The organism is Microbacterium sp., from assembly GCF_035687345.1.
In the GTDB taxonomy this organism is placed as follows: Bacteria; Actinomycetota; Actinomycetes; order Actinomycetales; family Microbacteriaceae; genus Microbacterium.
In genome coordinates, this window is the sequence record NZ_DASRXZ010000006.1 from 1 (window position 1) to 19,881 (window position 19,881).

19 protein-coding genes are annotated in these 19,881 nt (G+C 69.2%); 5 read left to right on the forward strand and 14 right to left on the reverse strand.

Translation table 11 applies throughout. The features are described 5' to 3' along the window. The first annotated feature begins 300 nt into the window (after positions 1 to 300). Positions 301 to 717 carry a hypothetical protein gene (locus VFF97_RS00615; RefSeq protein ID WP_325031556.1) on the forward strand — a complete coding sequence of 139 codons (417 nt, stop codon included), beginning with the start codon at positions 301 to 303 and terminating at the stop codon, positions 715 to 717. Positions 718 to 1,176: 459 nt separating this feature from the next. Here VFF97_RS00615 and VFF97_RS00620 read toward each other — a convergent pair whose 3' ends face one another. The 6 genes from VFF97_RS00620 to VFF97_RS00645 are packed head-to-tail and all read right to left on the reverse strand — an operon-like array spanning position 1,177 to position 5,966. Continuing rightward, a complete protein-coding gene (locus VFF97_RS00620) occupies positions 1,177 to 2,079 on the reverse strand; it encodes an NAD(P)-dependent oxidoreductase (RefSeq protein ID WP_325031557.1) in 903 nt (300 codons plus the stop codon). Then, positions 2,079 to 2,954 carry an NAD(P)-dependent oxidoreductase gene (locus VFF97_RS00625; RefSeq protein ID WP_325031558.1) on the reverse strand — a complete coding sequence of 292 codons (876 nt, stop codon included), beginning with the start codon at positions 2,952 to 2,954 and terminating at the stop codon, positions 2,079 to 2,081. Before VFF97_RS00625 ends, VFF97_RS00620 begins: the two co-directional genes overlap by 1 nt. Then, complete coding sequence (locus tag VFF97_RS00630) at positions 2,951 to 3,361, reverse strand: Zn-ribbon domain-containing OB-fold protein (RefSeq protein ID WP_325031559.1); 411 nt, start codon at positions 3,359 to 3,361, stop codon at positions 2,951 to 2,953. Before VFF97_RS00630 ends, VFF97_RS00625 begins: the two co-directional genes overlap by 4 nt. Positions 3,362 to 3,378: 17 nt before the next feature. Beyond that, entirely contained in the window at positions 3,379 to 4,554 is a 1,176-nt protein-coding gene (locus VFF97_RS00635) for a thiolase family protein (protein ID WP_325031560.1), read from the reverse strand. 27 nt (positions 4,555 to 4,581) lie between these two features. After that, positions 4,582 to 5,226: a polysaccharide deacetylase family protein gene (locus VFF97_RS00640; protein ID WP_325031561.1), complete on the reverse strand. Its 645-nt coding sequence runs from the start codon at positions 5,224 to 5,226 to the stop codon at positions 4,582 to 4,584. After that, positions 5,223 to 5,966, reverse strand: coding sequence for a fumarylacetoacetate hydrolase family protein (locus tag VFF97_RS00645; protein WP_325031562.1), 744 nt, complete (start codon positions 5,964 to 5,966; stop codon positions 5,223 to 5,225). The genes VFF97_RS00640 and VFF97_RS00645 overlap by 4 nt, the downstream gene beginning before the upstream one ends. Before the next feature lie 248 nt (positions 5,967 to 6,214). Between VFF97_RS00645 and VFF97_RS00650 the strand changes: the two genes are divergently transcribed. Next, positions 6,215 to 7,135: an SMP-30/gluconolactonase/LRE family protein gene (locus tag VFF97_RS00650; protein ID WP_325031563.1), complete on the forward strand. Its 921-nt coding sequence runs from the start codon at positions 6,215 to 6,217 to the stop codon at positions 7,133 to 7,135. Positions 7,136 to 7,205: 70 nt separating this feature from the next. On the opposite strand, the gene VFF97_RS00655 is transcribed toward VFF97_RS00650, so the two are convergent. Genes VFF97_RS00655 through VFF97_RS00675 form a run of 5 tightly spaced genes read right to left on the reverse strand, consistent with a single transcriptional unit; the run spans position 7,206 to position 13,246 of the window. Further along, positions 7,206 to 8,441: an alpha-hydroxy acid oxidase gene (locus VFF97_RS00655; protein WP_325031564.1), complete on the reverse strand. Its 1,236-nt coding sequence runs from the start codon at positions 8,439 to 8,441 to the stop codon at positions 7,206 to 7,208. Between the two features lie 4 nt (positions 8,442 to 8,445). Next, on the reverse strand, positions 8,446 to 9,165 hold the full coding sequence (locus VFF97_RS00660) for an ABC transporter ATP-binding protein (protein WP_325031565.1): 720 nt from the start codon (positions 9,163 to 9,165) through the stop codon (positions 8,446 to 8,448). Further along, positions 9,162 to 11,054 carry a branched-chain amino acid ABC transporter ATP-binding protein/permease gene (locus tag VFF97_RS00665; RefSeq protein ID WP_325031566.1) on the reverse strand — a complete coding sequence of 631 codons (1,893 nt, stop codon included), beginning with the start codon at positions 11,052 to 11,054 and terminating at the stop codon, positions 9,162 to 9,164. The genes VFF97_RS00660 and VFF97_RS00665 overlap by 4 nt, the downstream gene beginning before the upstream one ends. A 31-nt stretch (positions 11,055 to 11,085) precedes the next feature. Continuing rightward, a complete protein-coding gene (locus VFF97_RS00670) occupies positions 11,086 to 11,964 on the reverse strand; it encodes a branched-chain amino acid ABC transporter permease (RefSeq protein ID WP_325031567.1) in 879 nt (292 codons plus the stop codon). Between the two features lie 40 nt (positions 11,965 to 12,004). Beyond that, on the reverse strand, positions 12,005 to 13,246 hold the full coding sequence (locus tag VFF97_RS00675) for an ABC transporter substrate-binding protein (RefSeq protein ID WP_325031568.1): 1,242 nt from the start codon (positions 13,244 to 13,246) through the stop codon (positions 12,005 to 12,007). Between the two features lie 390 nt (positions 13,247 to 13,636). Between VFF97_RS00675 and VFF97_RS00680 the strand changes: the two genes are divergently transcribed. From VFF97_RS00680 to VFF97_RS00690, 3 genes are read left to right on the forward strand one after another with little or no spacing between them, the layout of a single operon-like run. Continuing rightward, positions 13,637 to 14,479 (forward strand): SMP-30/gluconolactonase/LRE family protein, encoded by an 843-nt coding sequence (locus tag VFF97_RS00680; RefSeq protein ID WP_325031569.1) that lies wholly within the window; start codon positions 13,637 to 13,639, stop codon positions 14,477 to 14,479. Further along, entirely contained in the window at positions 14,476 to 15,336 is an 861-nt protein-coding gene (locus VFF97_RS00685; RefSeq protein WP_325031570.1) for an amidohydrolase family protein, read from the forward strand. Before VFF97_RS00680 ends, VFF97_RS00685 begins: the two co-directional genes overlap by 4 nt. Beyond that, positions 15,336 to 17,366: an acetate--CoA ligase family protein gene (locus tag VFF97_RS00690; RefSeq protein ID WP_325031571.1), complete on the forward strand. Its 2,031-nt coding sequence runs from the start codon at positions 15,336 to 15,338 to the stop codon at positions 17,364 to 17,366. Before VFF97_RS00685 ends, VFF97_RS00690 begins: the two co-directional genes overlap by 1 nt. 30 nt (positions 17,367 to 17,396) lie before the next feature. Here VFF97_RS00690 and VFF97_RS00695 read toward each other — a convergent pair whose 3' ends face one another. Genes VFF97_RS00695 through VFF97_RS00705 form a run of 3 tightly spaced genes read right to left on the reverse strand, consistent with a single transcriptional unit; the run spans position 17,397 to position 19,773 of the window. Then, complete coding sequence (locus VFF97_RS00695; protein WP_325031572.1) at positions 17,397 to 17,792, reverse strand: MaoC family dehydratase; 396 nt, start codon at positions 17,790 to 17,792, stop codon at positions 17,397 to 17,399. Then, complete coding sequence (locus VFF97_RS00700; RefSeq protein ID WP_325031573.1) at positions 17,789 to 18,241, reverse strand: hypothetical protein; 453 nt, start codon at positions 18,239 to 18,241, stop codon at positions 17,789 to 17,791. The genes VFF97_RS00695 and VFF97_RS00700 overlap by 4 nt, the downstream gene beginning before the upstream one ends. Then, on the reverse strand, positions 18,238 to 19,773 hold the full coding sequence (locus VFF97_RS00705; protein ID WP_325031574.1) for a class I adenylate-forming enzyme family protein: 1,536 nt from the start codon (positions 19,771 to 19,773) through the stop codon (positions 18,238 to 18,240). The genes VFF97_RS00700 and VFF97_RS00705 overlap by 4 nt, the downstream gene beginning before the upstream one ends. Positions 19,774 to 19,881: the final 108 nt, after the last annotated feature.

Genomic DNA, 19,881 nt, shown 5'->3' on the forward strand with positions numbered 1-19,881 from the left:
GCGCCAGCTACCGACTCCGCGGCAGGGGCATCGACAGCCTCCCGAGCATCAAGACACAGGATCCGGCAGACTGAGCAAACGACAACCAGGTGGCCTAGTTTTCGCCCGTCGTTTTGGCAGGTTCTTCAACCGTCGTCGACAGATTGACTCGCCCGTGTCGATTGGCCCACCCGATAGGCGGTGATTCGATCGGCGATGCGCGGAAGTGGCCGTCGAAGTTCGAGGTTCGCGACGTGCGATCACCGGTCGATCGGCGAGCACTAGGCGGGCCATTGCTGCGTCCCCTGTAAGTCTTGACTCATGAAGACCCCGACTTCGCAGGATCGAAGCCGCAGCTCACCTGTTGATTGGCTCTTTGCCCTCTTGATCTACCTTCTGGCGGGACTGGTCGCCGTTCCGCTGGAACACCTTCGACTCTTGGCGTTTGAGCCCGGCGAGCCGGTCGAGCCGCTCGAGTTCTGGAGGGGGGTCGTTACGGTCGGAGTGACCCTCGTTCTCGGCGCGGTGGCGTTCTTCCCGCTCAGCGCACGGCACGCGCGGCAGCTCGCGACGCTATCGCTATCCATGTTCTTGACGACTTACGTCCTCGCTGCAGTAGTTGTTGCGGTCGCAACGGCTGGCGCCTCGCAAGTTGTCTTGTGGGTAGCCGGGCTAATTGTCGTAGCGGGCGGAGCGGTCGGCGCCGCGGCAATCGTCGCGATGGCGGGCAGCAGGTGACCTCGTCCCGACCACGTGAGACGAGAGCACACGCGCGGTGGATCACCGTCTCACGTCGGTCCCTCAGCGGGCAGCGAGCGTGAGACGCTCCGTTCATTCGAGATACCTCCGGGTTGGCCTCTGTGAGCGCCCGCGTCGTTCATGGCGGCCGGATGCTCGGTTAGCCTGCCCGACCATCAGGCCGCTGGGCGGAGGCTATTCGCGCACGCCGCGGAAGTGCGAAGCCTCCTGACCTGGGATTCTTTCGTTCTCTTGTCCGAACTACCTCTGGACAATCCTCGAGGCGCGCGAACCTAGAACCCGCAGAATCTTCAGTCCCAACTGGCGTCGAAACGAGCAAACCAGTCCGAACTACCTCTGGAATCGACCCTCTGAATTGAAGTGGGCCGGACTGACCTGTCTCGCGCAAGGCGGCGGGTCTCGGTCCCAGGCGCTCGCCGCCGCCACCAAGGTGCGCGCTCAGGCGAACTCGACGAGGTTGGCGGGGGTCGCACCGCTCTTGAGGGCGGTGAGCTGCCGCCTGAGCAGTGACTCCACAGCATCCGTCATAGTGCTGACCTTCCCGCCGACGTGGGGCGAGATGAGCACGCCCGGCATGCGCCAGAGCGGATGCGACGGCGGAAGCGGCTCGGGGTCGGTCACGTCGAGCGCCGCGCGCAGCCGTCCCGACTCGAGCTCGATGAGGAGAGCCGCCGTATCCACCACTGGTCCGCGGCCGATGTTCACCAAGAGTGCCCCTTCGCGGAGGCGGCCGAGGAATGAGGCGTCGACCATTCCGCGAGTCGAATCGTCGAGCGGAAGGCAGACGACGACGGCATCCGCCTCGGGGAGAAGGCGCGCGAGATCATCGGGCCCCGCGACGTCGCCCCGCGAGTCGCGACGCCGGGATCGACCGACGCGCACGGCATCGGCTCCGAAGGGTGCCAGCCGGTCGACGAATGCTCCCGCGAGACCGCCGGCGCCGAGGATCACGACGCGCAGGCCAAGCAGGCCACGCGTGACGTCCGAACTCCATGTGCCGCTGATCTGCTGTGCGGCGTACCTCGGAAGGTCGCGCTGGGCGGCGAGGAGCAGGGCGATCCCGATCTCCGCCGCGGGTCCCTCGTGCACTCCGGCGGCGTTCGCGAACGCGATGCCGGACGGGAGGTGATCGGCGACGCCGTCATAGCCGATGCTCTGGCTCTGCACGAGTCGCACCTCGACGTCGGCGAGCGCCGTGAGGAGGGACGGATCGCTCTGGTACGGCGGCACGACGACGTCGATGGCCGACCACGGCGGGGCGCCCACGAGATCCCATACAGCGATGTCGGCGCATCCCGACAGGCGCTGCGCGAGCTCCTCGGTCGGCACGCTGACGCGCATCACAGCTTCCGATAGATCTCGATCACCGCGGAGTCGTCGCGGCGTCCGAGCCCTCGATCGCGAGCCGTGCCGAAGACGGTACGGGCGGCCCGAGCAAGCACGGGTTCATGCGCGGCGGACTCGGCGGCTTCGACCACGAGCCCCATGTCCTTGACGAAGATGTCGACCGCGCTGCGCACCGGCGGCGCCTCGTCGAGCATCCGCGCGCCCCGGTCGTCGAGCATGAACGAGCGGGCCGCGCCCTGCCTCACGACCTCCCACGCCGCGCGCGGATCGAGGCCCAGCGCCTCCGCGAAGGACAACGCCTCCGCGGCGGCGACGATGTGCACGCCGCACAGCAGCTGGTTGACGAGCTTCATCCGCTGCCCGTCCCCACTCTCAGCACCTACGACGGGCGCGGATGCGGCGAGAGCATCGAGCAGCGGACGAACCCGTGCGATCTCGCCCTCGGATCCCGCGACCATAACCAGGAGCTCGCCCGCGGCGGCCCGTTCCACGCCCCCCGACACGGGCGCGTCGACGACGGCGATGTCCGAGTCCGCGAGCCGCTCAGCCCACGAGCGGACAGCGGTGTCTCCGACGGTCGCCATGACGAGCACGATCGACCCCGGGCGCAACGCCGACGCGGCGCCCCCGTCTCCGAAGAGGACCGCCTCGGCCTGCCCGGGTGTCGCGACCATGAGGACGAGAACGTCGGCGGTCTGCGCCGCCTCTGCGGGCGAGCCGGCGATCCGGCCGCCCGCTGCGGCGAGCGTCGCGACCGCATCCGCGGCGACGTCGAACCCCGTCACCTCGAAGCCGGCCTCGACCGCCACGCGGGCCATCGGCCCGCCCATCGCGCCGAGGCCGACCCACCCGATGCGGAGCCCGGTCATGCGGCCGGACGGAAGACCGGCAAGGTGACCTGCTCGTCGACGTCCTCGTACGTCACCGTCACAGGCGCGTCGATGCGCAGATCATCCGGCTGATAGTCGACGAGGTTCGACATCATGACCGGGCCTTCCTCGAGGCGCACCAGCACGATCGCGATCGGCACGTCGCCCTCGAAGGGGTTGCCCTTCGCACGCTCGAGCACGCTGTAGCTGTAGATCGTGCCGTTGCCGCTGACGGGCGTCCATGTGAACTCCCGCGACGAGCAGTAGTGGCACACCGGACCGGGGTAGTACCAGAAACGGCCGCACCGGTCGCACTTCTGCAGTTCCATCCGATGCGCTTTCGCGGCCTGCCAGAACCGCTCGTGGTCGGGGGTGATTGTCGGCAGCGGCCGATGGATCTTGCCCATGTCTGTCTCCTTCCGGCTCAGGCTCGCGAGGCGCCTAGGATGCTGACGGTGAAGTTTGAGGCGACGGCGCTCGCACTCGTGACGAGGGCGATCTCGGCGTCGTCCACCTGGCGCCCCTGGGCTTCTCCACGGAGTTGGCGCACCGCCTCTGCGAAGCTCATCATGCCGCCGCTCGCTCCGGGGTGGGCGAAACTGAGCAACCCGCCGTGCGTGTTGATCGGGAGCTTGCCGCCGAGGTCGCCGTGCTCGCGCACGAAGGCTCCCGCGCCCCCACGCTCCGCGAACCCGAGATCTTCCAACTGCACGGCGACGGTGATGGTGAACGAGTCGTAGATCATCGCGACGTCGACGTCGTCGCGCGAGATTCCGGCCTGCCCGAACGCACGGTCGCCCGCGATGTCGACGACGGTGCGGACGAGGTCGTGCTTGCCGTCCATCGAACCTTCCGCGAGCTGACCCATGTGGTAATAAGACTGCGCCTGGCCGATGCCCAGGAACTCGACCTCGCGCTTCGGATCCTTGCTCGCGCCCCGCGCCGAGACGACGTATGCGGTCGCGCCGTCCGAGACGAGCGAGCAGTCGAGGCGGTGCAGCGGTGAGGAGATGACCGGGGAGTTCAGCACGTCGTCGACCGTGATCTCGTCGCGGTAGGTCGCCAGCGGATTGCGGCTCGCGTGCCGTCGCACCATGACGGCGATCTCGGCGAGGTCGGCCTCCGTCGCACCGGTCTCGTGGAAGTAGCGCTGCGCGAGCAAGCCGTAGTAGGACGGGATGGTCGCGCCGTACGGGTACTCCCAGTCGAGGTTGTGCGCACCGACCGACGCCATCATCGCCGATCCGGACAGGTGCCCTGTCGCGAGCTTCTCGCCGCCGACGAGCAGAACGTTCTTGCACAGCCCCGATTCGACGGCCTGCTTCGCTCGCTCGAGGGCCAGCCCGTACGAGGCTCCCCCCGCCATCTCAGTGTCGGCGAGCGTCTTGACGTAGATCCCGAGGGTCTCGGAGACGATGATGTGGTACCGCGGCGACATGTGGAAGGCGGGGTGCAGAATGATCCCGTCGATGTCGTGGGCGGTGAGGCCAGCGTCTTCGATCGCCTTCAGCGAGGCGTCGACGATGAGCCCGAGGGTCGTCATCTCGGGCACCTTGCCGATCTTGGATTCGCCGATGCCGGCGATCACGGCGTCTGTCACGTCACTGTTCCTCTCGTGTTGCGTGGGTCATGCGGAGACGAGCCCCTCGAGCGACCCCGTCCGAACACCGCGTCGGATCGGGACGCACTCGTCCGGGAAGTCCGATCGGATCTCGACACCGTCGGCGACGACGGCGTCGAGGAAGCCGGCGAGCTGCTCGACGGCCGGTGAGTTGTCGTGGAGCACGAGAACGGTCCAGTCCTGCCGATCGATGTCTGCCCGGGCGCGCGCCGGCCATCCGGTCGCATCCTCCCAGTCGCGCGGCACGCTGTTCCACAGCACAAGGCTGTAACCGCCGCGCTCGAGCAGATCGATGGCCTGGGGGCTCAGCAGGTGCGGCCCGAGGACGCCGCCGTCGCCCCACGGCCGGAAGAAGCGCTCCTCTGAGGCGAGGTCGCCGAGAAGGTCCTGATTGGCGGCGATCTCCTTCTCCGGTGCGGCGGGATCGTCCGTGCGTCCGAGCAGCACGCTGTGCGTCATCGTGTGATTTCCGACGCGATGACCCTCGCCTCTCGCCCGTGCGACGAGGTCCCTCCGGCCCGGCTTCTGCAGATCGGTGCCCACCACGAAGAAGGTCGCGGTGAGCCCGCGATCGCGCAGCACGTCGAGCACGGCCTCGGTGATACCCGGCACCGGGCCGTTGTCGAACGTGAGCGTGAGTCGCCGCGTCATGCGACCCCCTGGCGGGCGACGATGCGATTGCGCAGCTCGCCGACCCCCTCGATGCGCGTGACGAGCTCGTCACCGACGTTCAGGTAGCGCGGCGGGACCATCCCGAGCCCGACTCCTGAAGGCGTGCCTGTGAAGATCACATCGCCGGGGAGGAGGGTCGTGATACTCGAGAGCTGTGCGATGAGGCGACTCACCGAGGAGGTCATGAACGACGTCCGCGAGCTCTGCACCGTCTCGCCGTTGACGACCGTCTCGAGCGCGACGTCGTCGGGATCGTCGAGTTCGTCGGGCGTGACCAGGACGGGCCCCATGGGCGCGAACTTGGGGAACGACTTGCCGAGACTGAACTGAGGCGTCACCCCGACGTGCTGCGTGATGCGCTCGGAGATGTCCTGCCCGATCGTGAGGCCTGCGACGTGGCTCCATGCATCCTCTTCGCGGATGCCGTGTCCGCCGCGCCCGATCACGGCGACGAGCTCGACCTCCCAGTCGACGTGTCCGCCCGGGTGCGGGATGTCGTCGTACGGTCCGGCGATCGAGGAGACGTACTTCGTGAACACCACCGGCACGTCGTGTGCGAGGCCCACCTCATCGACATGGTCGCGGTAGTTGAGCCCCACGGCGAAGAGCTGGCGCGGAGTGGGTACCGGCGAGCAGAGCTGACGCGGGTCGAACCCCTCAGCGCCGGCGAGGGATGCCGTCTGCGCCCATGCGCGGAACTCGTCCCAGCGCTCGTACACGGACTGGGGGTCAGAGGAGAAGGTGCCGCCACTGGACCGTTCTACGTCGAGGGCTCGATCACCGTCGACAAGTACGAGCCGTCCGGCGAGATTGGCTAGGCGCATCGTTGCTTCCTGCGAGAAGGATCGTTGTAGTCTCGACAGTAGGGCCTTGTATTCGAAACGTCAATAACTTTCGAATTCTTGGTTGGTTTGCAGGATTGAACTGCGGATGCCGCGACGCCGCGCATCCGTTCGGAAGGACCTCGATGATCGAACTCCTCCACGCCACCGACCGGCTGCGCGAGCTCCTCGACCCCGACGCCGACTTCGAGACGATCGCCTCCGGTTTCGTCTTCACAGAGGGCCCCGCGTGGCAGCCGGCGACCTCGACGCTCACCTTCAGCGACCTCCGCGGCGACGCGCGATGGAGCTGGCGCGCGGACCGCGGTGCCAGGCTCGAGGCACGCCCCGCGTGGAAGGTCAACGGAGCAACCGTCGACCTCGACGGCTCGATCCTGCTCTGCGAGCACGCTTCGAGCTCAGTGGTGCGCGTGCGTGCCGACGGCGCACGGGAGATCGTGGCGTTCCACTTCGAGGGCACCTACCTCAACAGTCCCAACGACGTGGTCGTACGCTCCGACGGAAGCGTCTGGTTCACCGATTCGAACTACGGCAGGTGGAAGCACGTCGTGGGCGTCGAGCGGCCCTTCGAGCTCGGCTTCCAGGGTGTCTATCGCGTGCCCCCGGGAGGTGGGGACGTCGAACTCGTCGTCGCACGAGACGAGTTCGAACAGCCCAACGGGCTCTGTTTCTCCCCCGACGAGTCCGTCCTCTACGTCGACGACGTCGACGACCTCAAAGCGTTCGACGTACGCCCCGACGGCACTCTCGGTCCCGCTCGCATCGTGTGCTCGGGCATGGGCAGTGCCGGCGCGGAGACGGGCAACCCCGACGGCATGCGCTGCGACGAGCAGGGCAACGTGTGGGTGACGGCACGCGACGGCCTCTGGGTGTTCGACCCCGCGGGCGAGCTGCTCGGCATCATCCGCACGCCCGAGGTGTGTGCCAACCTCACCTGGGGCGGTGACGACTGGCGCACGCTCTTCCTGTGCACGTCGACGACGGTGCGCACCCTGCGCACCCGTGTCGCGTCGGATCCACGGGCGCGCCACGGCATCCCGGGCTGAGTCCGCGATCGGGCGCGGCCTCGCGCGGCCGTCGCCTGCGCGGCAGGTCTCGCGGCGAGGCCGGAGACGCTCACCCCTCGACCGGAACGAACCGCCGTAGCTGTCTCACGTGATGCGGCCCGAGCTCATCGAGGGTCGGCGCACCGAGGAGCTGCAGTGTGCGGCGCATCTGTGCCGACAGGATGTCGAGCGCGCGATCCACGCCTGCGCGTCCGCCGGCCATGAGCCCGTACACGTACGCGCGCCCGATGAGCACATTGCGAGCGCCCAGAGCCACTGCCGCCACGATGTCGGCCCCCGACATGACCCCCGTGTCGAGCCAGATCTCCACGTCGGCGCCGACCTCGCGCACGACTTCGGGCAGCAGGTGGAACGGCACGGGTGCCCGGTCCAGCTGACGCCCACCGTGGTTCGAGAGCACGATGCCGTCGACCCCGGTCGCGGCGATGCGCCTCGCATCGTGGAGTGACTGCACTCCCTTCACGACCACTTTCCCCGGCCACTGCTCGCGGATCCACGCCAAGTCGTCATAGCCGAGCCGCGGATCGAACATCGTGTCGACGAGCGCCGCCACGGTGCCGCTCCAGCGGTCGAGTGAGGCGAACGACAGCGGCTCGGTGGTGAGGAAGTCGAACCACCACCGCGGTCGCGGGATCGCGTCGATGACCGTGCGCGGGGTGAGCGTCGGCGGAATCGTCATACCGTTGCGCACGTCTCGCAGCCGAGAGCCGGCGACCGCGGAGTCGACGGTCACGAGGAGCGTGTCGTACCCCGCCGCGGCGGCTCGCCCGACAAGCGCCATCGAGCGTTCTCGGTCCTTCCAGAGGTAGAGCTGGAACCAACGACGCCCATCCCCGCTTGCGGCCGCCACGTCCTCGATAGACGTCGTGCCCATCGTCGAGAGCGTGAACGGGATGCCGAACGCTGCGGCCGCGGCCGCCCCGGCGCGCTCCCCCTCACTGTGCATCATGCGCGTGAACCCGATCGGGGCGATCGCGAACGGATGACTGCTGCGGTGGCCCAGCACGTCCCGTGACGTGTCGACATCCGATACGTCTGTGAGCACCGTCGGATGGAACTCGACGTCCTCGAACGCCTGGCGGGCCCGCCGCAGCGACAGCTCGCTCTCGGCCGCGCCGTCGCCGAAGTCGAAGGCTGCGCGCGGTGTGCGACGCTTCGCGATTCGGCGCAGGTCGTGGATCGTGAGCGCCGCCTCGAGCCGTCGCCGGGTGGGCGACAGCACGGGGCGCTTGAACCGCAGGAGCGGCGCGAGGTCGTGAGGCCTCGGGATGCGGCGGGTGGTCATCGACTCAGAAGTACACGGAGCCGAGGGCCTCGCGATCGGTCATGTCGACGGCTTCGGCGACGCCGTCGCGCAGGAGCACGAGGCGGTCGCAGTGCTTCGCCAAGATCGTCACGTTCTGGTCCACCCAGAGAAGTCCCGCACCGAGCTCGCGGCAGCTCGCGACGGTGCTCGCGGAGATGCTCGCGACGGCCGTGGGCGAGAGGCCGAGGCTGAGCTCGTCGACCATGAGCAGGGAGGGGTTCGCGATGAGGCCGCGCGCGATCGCCACCTGCTGCTGCTGGCCGCCGCTCAGCAGTCCGGCCCTGCGGCCCAGCATGGGAACGATGGCCGGGAGCAACTCGACCACCCGGTCCCGCGCGGCGCGGTATTCGCGTACGCGGCCTCCGATCGCGCCGATCCGGAGATTCTCCTCGACCGTGAGGTTCGCGAACATCCGCCGCCCCTCGGGCACGTGCACGACGCCTCGACCGACCACGGAGACGGGATCCCGCTTGAGCGGCACGCCGTCGAAGTCGAGCCGCCGGGCGGTGCGGGGCAGCAGTCCCGAGATGACCTTGAGCAGCGTCGACTTCCCGGCGCCGTTCGGTCCGGCGACCCCGACGATCTCGCCGGGCGCGACGGAGAGTGAGAGGCCGTGCAGCACCGTCGCCTTGCCGTATCCGACGACGAGGTCTTCGATCTCGAGACCGCGGCCGGTGGCCGGCTGCGCCGCATCCGTGGTCATGACCCCTCCGTTCCTGCGGTCTCCTCGACCGGCTCGGCATCGACGCCCATGAAGGTCGCCGCGATCTCAGGACGCGCCAGCACCTCGGCGGGCTCCCCGTTGCCGATGACGCGCCCGTAGTCGAGCACCGTCATCTCGTCGGCGATGTCCAGGATGAATCCGATGTGGTGCGAGATCACCATGATCGTGAGTCCGAACCTGCGGTGGACCTCTTTGAGCGTCGCTCCGAGGCTCTCCATCTGCTTGACCGAGAGGCCCGCCGTCGGCTCGTCGAGCAGCAGCAGGCGGGCGTGGCCCACGAGACCGCGCGCGATCTCGACCCGCTTCTGCTCGCTCAAGTCGAGGTTCTTCGCGAGCAGCGCGCGACGGCTCTCGTCGATGCCCACAGCATCGAGCGCCCAGTGCGCCTCCGCCTCGAGCGCACGCTCGCGGCGACCCGTGGCCAGCCGACCGAGCAGGTCGGTCCAGAAGGAGCCCTTCTCGTCGGCATCCAGACCGAGCTTGACGTTGTCGAGCACGTCCAGGTCCGGCACGATGGCGGGCGTCTGGAAGGTCCGGACCACTCCGCGCTGACGGATGCGGTGGGGCGGCATCCCGCGCGTCGACTCGCCGAACACGCGGATGTCGCCTTTCGACGGCACGTACAGGCCCGACACCGCGTTCAGGAGCGTCGTCTTCCCGGCGCCGTTGGGGCCGATGATCGCGTGGACGCTTCCGGCCCGGATGCGCAGGTCCACGTCGGAGAGGGCGACGAACCCGCCGAAGGTCACTTCCACGCCGTCGACCTCGAGCGCCGGGATGTCGGCCTCGGCCTCCGTGGTCTCGTCGACGACGCGGGATGCCCCGCCGACGACGGTCGTCGCGGCGTCGGGATCGTGGTCGACGCGGCGCACGCGCGCCGACCGCCTCCGCGCGGCGAAGCGTCCGAGCGCGGGGACCATGCGCGTGATCCACGCCCCGACGCGCTGCAGGAGTCCGTAGATGCCCTCGGGCAGAAGGATGAGGAAGAACAGCAGTACTGCGGCGAACACGACAGCGGAGACGTGGCCGTCCCGCAGCAGGTATCCGGGCAGGATCGTGACGAGCAGCGCGCCGAGGATCGGACCCCCGACCGTGCCGGCACCGCCCACGACGAGCATTGCGAAGATGTTGACTGACTGCTTGATGCCGAAGCCCTCCGGTCCGAGGTACCCCACGACCCCGGCGTACAGCACCCCGGCGATAGCCGCCAGAACACAGCAGTAGGTGAAGGACAGCATCTTCATCCGACGGACGCGGATGCCCGCCGCAGCCGCGACCGCCTCATTCGTCTTCACCAGACGCAGCGCTCGACCGGTCTGCGAGTCCGTGAGAGAACAGGTCACGAACACGACGATGAGCAGCACGACGCACGTGAGCAGGAGGTAGGGCTTGCCGTGCGAGCCGACCAGCTCGTACTCGGGCACGGCGAGCCCGTTGGCACCGCCGAACACCGGGCGAAGCACGTCGCCCATGAGCACCGTCACCGTGAGGTATCCGAAGAACAGCGTCGCGACCGCGATGCCGAAGATCCGGTACCGCACGACGATGCTCCCGAGCAGCAGTGCGATGACCCCCGTGATCCCCACCCCCACGACCACCGCGAGTGGTGTGGGGAAGCCGGCATGTATTCGTAAGGCGGATGTCGCGTAAGCCCCTATTGCGACGAAGGCGGCCTGCCCGAACGAGACCTGCCCGGTGAAGCCCACGAGCACGTCGAGCCCGATCGCGGCGATCGCCCAGGCGACCGCTGCGATGAGGGTGTACTCGAGGGTGGTGTCGAGCGGCAGTGCGAGGCCGACGACCGTCACCCCACCCGCGATGACGAGGCTCGGGACGAGCGTGCGGTTCTTTGCGTCGCCGATGATCATCGGGAGACCACTCCTTCGTGGACGTTCGAGGTCACAGCCGGACGGCTTCCTGCTTGCCGAGCAGTCCTTGCGGGCGCAGGAGCATGACGATGAGGAGGATGACGAAGACGACGAGGACGCCGGCTTCGAGGTTGAACGCCACGATGGTGACGTTGGAGATGATTCCGACGATGACGCTCCCGAGGAGCGCGCCGGGAAGGCTCGTGAGTCCTCCGAGCACGATGCCTGTGAACGTGAAGAGGAGGTACGGCTCCATCATCGCCGGAGCGAGGAACGCGCTGGGCGCGAGCAGCACTCCGACGATGGTGCCGAGGATGGCGCTCAGGCCCCACGTGGCGGCGCTCAGCCTCGTGGCACGCAGTCCGAGCAGCCGAGCGGTGTCGGGCTGCTCGGCGAGCGCGCGGAAGCTCAGACCCGCACGCGTGTAGCGGAACAGGGCCCACAGCAGCACCATGATGACCGCTGCGACGGCCGCGATGAGCAGGCTCTGCGCCGGGAGCACCACCGAGGCGATCTGGATACCCTCGCCTTGGACGATCGTGGGGTAGCGGTAGGGCGCCAGGGCGCCCCACCGCCACTCCATGATCGCCAGCAGAAGAAGCGACAGCCCGAGGGTGCGGACGGTGATGTTGAGGTTGCCCGCGCTCGCCCGCGGCCGGATCACGAGGAAGTAGACGATGATCCCGAACACCCCGGACGCGACCAGCGCGATCGGCACCGCCGCCAGCAGCGGCAGGCCGGCGTCGGTGACGAGCGCCCAGGCGACGAACGCGCCGAGAGTCGCGAGCGTCCCCTGCGCGAAGTTCGCCACGCCCGTCGACTTGTACAGCATGACGATGGCGAATCCGATCATGCCGTAGAGCAGACCGACGGCGACTCCGCTGATCGCGGCCGAGATGTACAGATCCATGTCCTCAGTCCTTCGTGTCGACGGTGCTGCAGCGTTCCCGTCAGCCTGCCGCCGTGCAGCCGCCCACCGCTGAGTCATCCTCGCTGTATGGGCATTGGGCGATGACGTTGAACTCGGAGCCCTTGGGCTGGACGATGTACAGCGTCGCGAGGCCGATGTGGTCCTCAGCGGAGAAGCTCACCGGGGCGAACACGCCGGGCGAGACGTCCTCCTCGCTCCACGACTCGATCGTCTTCATGAGGCCCTCGCGGGTGAGCGGCGAGGTCTGCCGGATCGCCTGGACGATTCCCATGGCCGATGCGCATCCGATGTGGGCGATGGGGTCGTTCGCGAAGTCGCCGCCGGCGAGCAGCTCGATGCACTCGTTGTCGGCAGCGGCGGGCAACTGGGTCGCCGAGCCGAGGTAGAGGTGCTCAGCGGCCGCGACGTTGTACGAGTTGAGGAACGAGCCCGCGACCGCGGCACTCGTGCCCAGGACCCCCTTGGCCGGGAGTGCATTCTGGTCCACGAGCGCGTTGACGAACTTGGCGCTGTCGCTGCCGCCCGTGCTGATCACGACGAAGTCGGGCTCCGCTTCCTTGATCTGGAGCGCGATCGGCGTGTAGTCGGTGGTGCCGAGCTGGGCGACCGCCGAGCCGGCGAACTCGCCGCCGCCCTGCTCCGCCGCCTCTCGGGCGCGCTCGATCGCCGACTCGTACTCGCCGAGCGGGTTGACGACGACGAAGATGCTCCCGGCGCCGAACTCCTCGAAGCCGTATTGCACGAGCGCCGCCGTCTGGTCCTCGTACAGGGGCAGGATCTGGAAGACACCAGGGGCCGCGGGCTTGACGACCTCCGCGACGCCGTTGGTCGGGAACAGGAACGGCATTCCCGCGGAGCTCAGTGTCTTGTAGACCGCGGCGGCCGTCGCGGACCCGCACGCGCCGACCATGGCGAACTTGCTGTCGATGAAGCCGCGCACGTTCGCGAGCGCGCGCTGCGGGTCGTACGCGTCGTCGATCACCTCGAAGTCGATCTTGCGACCGTCGATGCCGCCCTCGGCATTGACCTTGTCGAAGTAGAGCTTCGCCGCATCCGTGCTGGGCGCGCAGCTAGCGGCCCCGGGACCGCTCAGCGTCTGGGACGCCGCGAGATAGATGGTGTCCTCTGTGACGCCGACCTCGGCGTCACTGTCCCCCCCGGCGCCCACGGCTCCCCCGCCGGAGCAGGCTGCGAGGATGAGGGCCAGTGCCGCGACGCCCACTGCGAGGGGCGTGAATTTCCGAGCGGATGAGATCCGCATTGACCTGCCTCCTTTCGCCGCCCCGTCGGCGACGGGGACGGGCACTTCGGGTCACGTCCGCGGCGTCGCACCGGTCGGCGCACCGTCGCGCGAGGACTCTTCCTCATTGCCACGAACTCGCGGACGACTGAGGCGACGCCCCGCCGACGGCCGTAGCCGAGAGAGGCGCCTATGCACTCGGTCGCTCGCAGGTCGAGGGACGTGGAAGCAACACAAGCAGCGGATATTCGAATTGTCAATACATTTTCGGGAAAAACTCCCGACCGATGCGGCTCGGGTCCACCGCGCCGCTGACGAACGCTCAGAGCGCCGATGATGAGATTCGAATTCATGCGCGATCTGCGAAACATGCGTTAGCCTGGCTGGGACATCGAGGTCGAAGGGAGCAATGTGGCCACATCATTCCGCGAGATCGCCCGAGGCATCGGGTTCACCGAAGGCCCGGTCTGGCTCGGCGAAGGACGACTCGCAGTCACGAGCATGTCCCGAGGACAGATCGTCACCCTCGCCCTCGACGGCACCCCTGACACCTCCGTCGAACGAATCGTGGAAACCGGTGGGGGGCCGAACGGTCTCGCCCTCGGGCGCGACGGCCGGCTGGCCGTGCTGCAGAACGCGAAGTTCCGCACCCGCTCCCTGCGCCCCGTCAGCGCCGGGATCCAGGTGGTCGACGGCGACGTGGTCACTGATCTCGTCACCCCGGCGAGCGTTGCGCCCAACGACGGGACCTATGGACCAGACGGTGCCCTCTGGTACACCGATCCGGGCACCGACGAGGAGCGCGGCCTCGCACCGCGCGTGCGCCGATGGGACCCCGCCACCGACGATGTGACGACCGTGGCCGAGGGCATCGCCTTCCCGAACGGCCTCGCGTTCGACGCGGACGCGAGCGCGCTGTTCGTCGCCGACTCCCATGGGGACCGCATCGTCCGGCTACCCAGGGAAGGTGCCACCCTCGGCGATGCCGAGACGTTCGCGGAGATCCCCGGGACCGAGCCCGACGGGATCGCCTTCGACGCCGGCGGCAACCTCTACGTCGCCGCGTTCGCCTCGGACGAGGTCGTCGTCATCGACCCGACCGGCTCCGTCACCGATCGACTCCCCACAGGCGAGGGATCGCGGCCGACCAACCTCTGCTTCGCGGGCGACGATCTCCGGACGCTGGTCGTCACACTCGCGAGCGGTGGACGCGTCGTCGCGGTCGACGACCTGGCCGATGGGCTTCCGCTATGACCGTCTCGACCGCTCGGCTGATCGACGCACATCACCATCTGTGGGATCGACGGCGCGCCTCCTACCCCTGGCTCGGCCCGCACCTGCCGCTCCTCGATCGCGAGGTGCTGTTCGGTGAGCTCCAGCCTCTGCTCTCGCGGGCCGGCGTGACCGCCACCGTGCTGGTCCAGGGCGCCGACAACGACGCCGATACCGACTTCCTCCTCGACCAGGCCGCAGAGCACGAAGAGATCGCGGCCGTCGTGGCGTGGATCCCGCTCGATGAACCCGATCGCGCCGCCCGCCGGCTCGCCGAGCTGCGCAGGCACCCCAAGTTCCGAGGGATCCGCCATGGGATCAACTCCGAGCCGGACCCCGACTGGATCCTGCGCCCGGCGGTCTCCGAGGGGCTGCGCCTCCTCGAGGACGAGGGTGTCCCCTTCGACTACGTACCGGTGCGCCGTCGCCACCTCGAGATCGTGCCGGAGCTCGTGGAACGTCATCCGCGGCTGCGCATCGTGATCGATCACCTTTCGAAGCCGCCTGTGCGCCGCGAGGAGCGCGAGCCCTGGTGGACGAACATCGCGCGCGCCGCGGAGTCGCCCACAGTGTGGGCGAAGGTATCCGGGCTCATGCCCGCCGGGGGCGACTTCACCGTGTGGTCGCCCGACGACCTGCGTCCGTTCGTCGACCGCGCCGTCGAGGCATTCGGCCCGTCACGACTCATGTGGGGCAGCGACTGGCCCGTGATCGACCTCGCAGGCGGCTACGAGCGAGCCCTCGACGCGGCCCGCGCGCTCACCGCGGACTGGAGCGATGCGGACCGTGCGGCGCTGTTCCACGACACAGCCGCTGCGTTCTACGGGATCGAGCAGTGATGGGCGCGCGCGGAGTCGCGATCGTCGGGGCCTCCCAGAGCGGCATCCCCTGGACGGAGTGGCTCATCGAGAACCTCGTCCGACACGGTTACCCGGGCGAGATCTGGCTGGTGAATCCCCGGCGCGAGACCCTGCTCGGACGACCCTGCTACCCCGACCTCGACGCTCTGCCCGCGGCCCCCGAGGTCGCCGCGCTCCTCACGAACGCCGATCAGGTGCTCGTCCAGCTCGAGCGGCTCGTGGCGCGCGGATGCTCGCGCTTCCTCGTCGTCTCGAACGGGTTCGGCGAGCTCGGCACCGACGAAGGCCGCGCCCGCGAGGCCCGCCTGCGTGAGCTGTGCGCGGGTCGCGAGCTGCTGCTCGTCGGACCCAACGGGGTCGGCTTCGCGCTCATGCACGAGCGCCTGTGCGCGATCGCGGAGCCGATCGCGCACGGGCTCGTCCCGGGTGACGTGTCGCTCGTGAGCCAGAGCGGCGGACTCACCGCGGCAGCCCTGAGGGCGGTGCACAGCGAAGGACTCGGCATCGACTTCGCGGCCTCGCTCGGCAACGGCGCGGTGCTCGACATCGCCGCATCGCTCGAGTTCGCGATCTCCCGACCCACGACGCGGGTCGTGCTCGGCGTCGTGGAGTCGCTGACGAACCGCGAAACGCTCGAGCGCGTCGCGGCGCGCGCCCGTGCGGCAGGCAAGACGGTGGCGCTTCTCCTGCTCGGCGCGTCGGAAGCCGGCCGCGGCGTCGCGGCCTCGCACACGGGGGCGGTCGTCAGCGAACAGCGGACGGTAGGGGCGTGGCTGCGCAGCCTCGGGGTCGTGACCGTCGCCACGATCGAGGAACTCGCCCGCGTGGCGTCGCTCTCGGCGATCCTCTCCCCTGAGGACGCGCGCGGGGGATTCGTCGCGACCCTGTCCGGCGGTGGAGCGGGTCTCAGCGCCGACCTCGCGGCGCACCACGGCGTCCCGCTCGCGCCGCCCTCTTCGACCACCGCGGAAAGGCTCCGCGCCGCGCTGCCGCCGGGAGCGTACGTCGGCAACCCGCTCGACATCAACACGGGGGACGCCGCTGCCGTCTACGCGGCGCTCGGCGACGATCCGGCCGTGCGTTTCCTCATCGAGCCCTGGCAGCTCCCCTGGCCGACGGAGAGCCCCGAGTATCACTGGCAGCGAGCGGGAATGGAGCGTCTGCGCGAAGTCTCCCGCTCGACAGGTCTGCCGGTCCTCATCGCGAGCGTCGCGCATCAGCCGGTCTCCGACTGGATGCGTGAGTTCGCGAAAGGCACTCGGGTCTGGGTGGCCCCCGACCTCGATCTCACGCTCGCCGCCCTCGGGCGACTCGCCCTTCCGCGGCGCGCGGACGACGACCTTCCCGGCGCCTTCTCATCAGCGGGATCAGGGACGATGTCGCGCGGCATCGTCGCCGAGGCAGCGGCTCGCGAGCTCCTGCGCGCGGCGGGCCTCCCCGTCGTCGGCGGAGCCGAAGCGGCTGACGAGTCCGAGGCCGAACGGGTCGCCGCGACCCTCGCCGGCCCCTTCGCGGTGAAGCTCTCGCTCGCGTCGGTCGCGCACAAGGAGCGGGTCGGCGGGGTGGCGCTCTCCGTTCCCGCCGAGGGCGTCGCCGCCGCGTGCGCCCGCATCAAGGCGAACGCGATCGCCGCCGGTGTGTCCGACGGCTCGGACGTGCGGTTCCTCGTCACCGAGATGGTGTCGGGGCCCGAGCTGCTCGTGGGCGTGGTGCGCGACCCCCTCGCGGGGCTGAGCCTCACTGTCGCGGTCGGCGGCTGGGCCGCCGAGGCGGGAGCGGTGTTCGGGACGATTCCACTCGCATCTTCGCCGTCGATCGCCGACCACGTCGCCGGATGGCGCCTGCCCCGATTGATCGGGTCCCAGCGTGCCGAAGCTTTCGTGGGCTTCCTCGAGCGGCTGGCCGAAGCGGCGCGGGCTGACCTCACGGATTTCCGAGAGATCGAGCTGAACCCGGTGATGCTCACGGCCCGCGGTCCGCTCGTGGTGGATGCGCTCCTCGTGGAGTGACAAGACTGCCGGAACAACGCTCCGCCGCGCTCAGACGGCGTCCACCGACGCGGTGCCGGTCAGCACGCGCCCCGCGCCCTCCTTGTCGAGCCAGAGTTCGACCGTCGCGACCCCGTCCTCGATCGAGACGACGCGTCCGCCCGCCTCGACCTCGTCGCCTGCCACGACGCTGCCCACGAAGCGACACTGGAACCGTCGGACGCGCGCCGGATCCCCGATGACGGAGAGGAGTGCGTTGAGAGGGTAGGCCATGTTGAGCGTGCCCTGGTTTATCGGGCGGTCGCCCATCCCGAGGGCGGCGGTGTGTGCGGGGTCGAAGTGGATCGGGTTCGGGTCCGCCATGATCAGCGTGAAGATCTTCATGTCGGACAGCTCGACGGTGAGCCGAACGGCCGGGAGCTCCTGACCCACGACGAGGGGGCTCATGCGGCGCTCCGGCGCGGGAAGACGAAGGTCTGCTCGGAGACGGCGGCCACAACGCCCTCCGGGTCGACGAGTTCGAGTCGGAAGGTCATGAGGTCCATGAGGCCGGCTCGGCGCCCCTCGCGGCGGACCAGGTCGACGATCCCGCCGCGGACGACGTAATCCGTGTCCGCGCGCAGCGGCTGGTGCTGCTCCATCACCGTCTCCCCGAAGACCGTGCCGTCGTGCGCTCCCGCTCCGACAAGAGCGGTGAGCTCGTCGATCGAGACACCCATCCCCCGGAGCGCACCCAGAAGGATCCAGACCGGATGCAGCACCGGGGCCTCGATCGGTGGGGCGTGCATCGCGTCGTGCGAGAGCCAGCGCTCGTACTCGGGCACGCGGAAGGTGCCGCCCGGAAAGGCGTGATTCACCACACGGGCTCGAAGCTCGTCGATGTCGGGAATGCTCATGCCGCCTCCTCGCGGTAGTCGCCGTTCTCCCAGCCCTCTCGCAGCGCGAACTTCTGGATCTTCCCCGAGGTCGTCAGCGGGAAGGCGTCGACGAAGAACCAGCGCGACGGCACTTTGTAGCCGGTGATCTCTTGCCGGAGTCGATCGGCGAGATCGCGCGCGGTGCAGGACGGGTCCTCTCGGCGAACGAACGCCGCGACGACCTCGCCGTAATAGTCGTCGGGCAGGCCGATGACGGCGGCCTCGAGCACCCCCGGCAGCTTCGCGAGGTGGTCTTCGATCTCGCGAGGGTAGACGTTCTCACCACCGCGGATGATCATCTCCTTCGCCCGACCCGCCATCGCGACGACACCACGCTCGTCCATGGAGCCGAGATCGCCGGTTCGGAGCCACCCGTCCGGGCGGAAGGCGCGCGCGGTCGCCGCGGGGTCGCCGAGGTATCCCGCGAAGGTGTGCGGACCACGGGTCTCGATCTCCCCGACTCCACCGCACGGTACCTGCAGGCCGGTCGCCGGGTCGACCACGCGCACCGCGACTCCGGGGAGCGGCCGGCCGATCGTGTTGATGAGGTCGTGGTCGTCGTCGCCCGCACTCGTCGCCGACACCATCGGCGCTTCGGTGAGCCCGTAGCCGACGATCGGCACGATGCCGTGCTCGCGCACGCGCCGCGCGAGCTCTGGCGGGATCGGAGCGCCGCCGAGCATGATCGAGTGCAGCGACGACGTGTCGCGCTCGCCCCAGGAGGGGTCCCGCAGCATCGCCCACATGAGCGTTGGGACGATGTTGAGGGTGGACACCCGCTCCTCGGCGATGAGCTGCACGGCGAGCGCCGCATCGAACGAGCGCACCGTCACCAGGGCGCCGCGCAGACTGAGCGTGCCGATCGCGGCGACCACGCATCCGGCGAGATGGAACATCGGCAGGACGGCGAGCCACACCGTGCGGTCGGCCGAGGCCCCCGCGATGTTCGCGGAACCGACGGTCACGTTGTCCGTGACGGCCGCGTGTTCCAGTACAGCGCCCTTGGGCGCACCTGTGGTCCCGGACGTGAAGAGCACGTATGCAGGCGCATCCGGTTCGACGTCGGGAAGAGGCGCGGTGTCGTCGACCCCCGCGACATATGCCTCCCACTCCTCGAGGTCGACGACGGTGCGCAGGCCGGGCAACTCGGCCGCGAGGTCCTGGGCGTCGGAGAGCAGGCGGTGGCCCCGGAAGTCGGGAACGGTCAGGCAGCCGACGACCCCCGCGTGCTCGAACGCGTAGCGCGCCTCCGCGGGACGGAACGCCGGGTTGACGGTCACGACGACCAGCCCCGCGAGTGCGGCGCCGTACTGCGCGATCAGGTACTCGGGGATGTTCGGCGCCCAGATCGCGACGGCCTCGCCGGGGGCGAAGTCCCGGAGGAGGGCTCTCGCAGTGCGCTCGGCCGCGCCCAGCAGCTCGGCGTAGGTCCAGCGTCGACGATCCGGTGCGGCGATCCCTTCGACGAGGGCGGTCCGGTCCGGAACCTCGGCCGCGATGCGGCGCAACATCTGACCTACCGTCTCGCGCCGGGCCGGCAGTGTCCGGGGGCTCTCGGCGAAGGATCCTGTCATGGCGTGGAGATCGTCCTCATTCGCTCGCGGGTTCACCCGCGTACA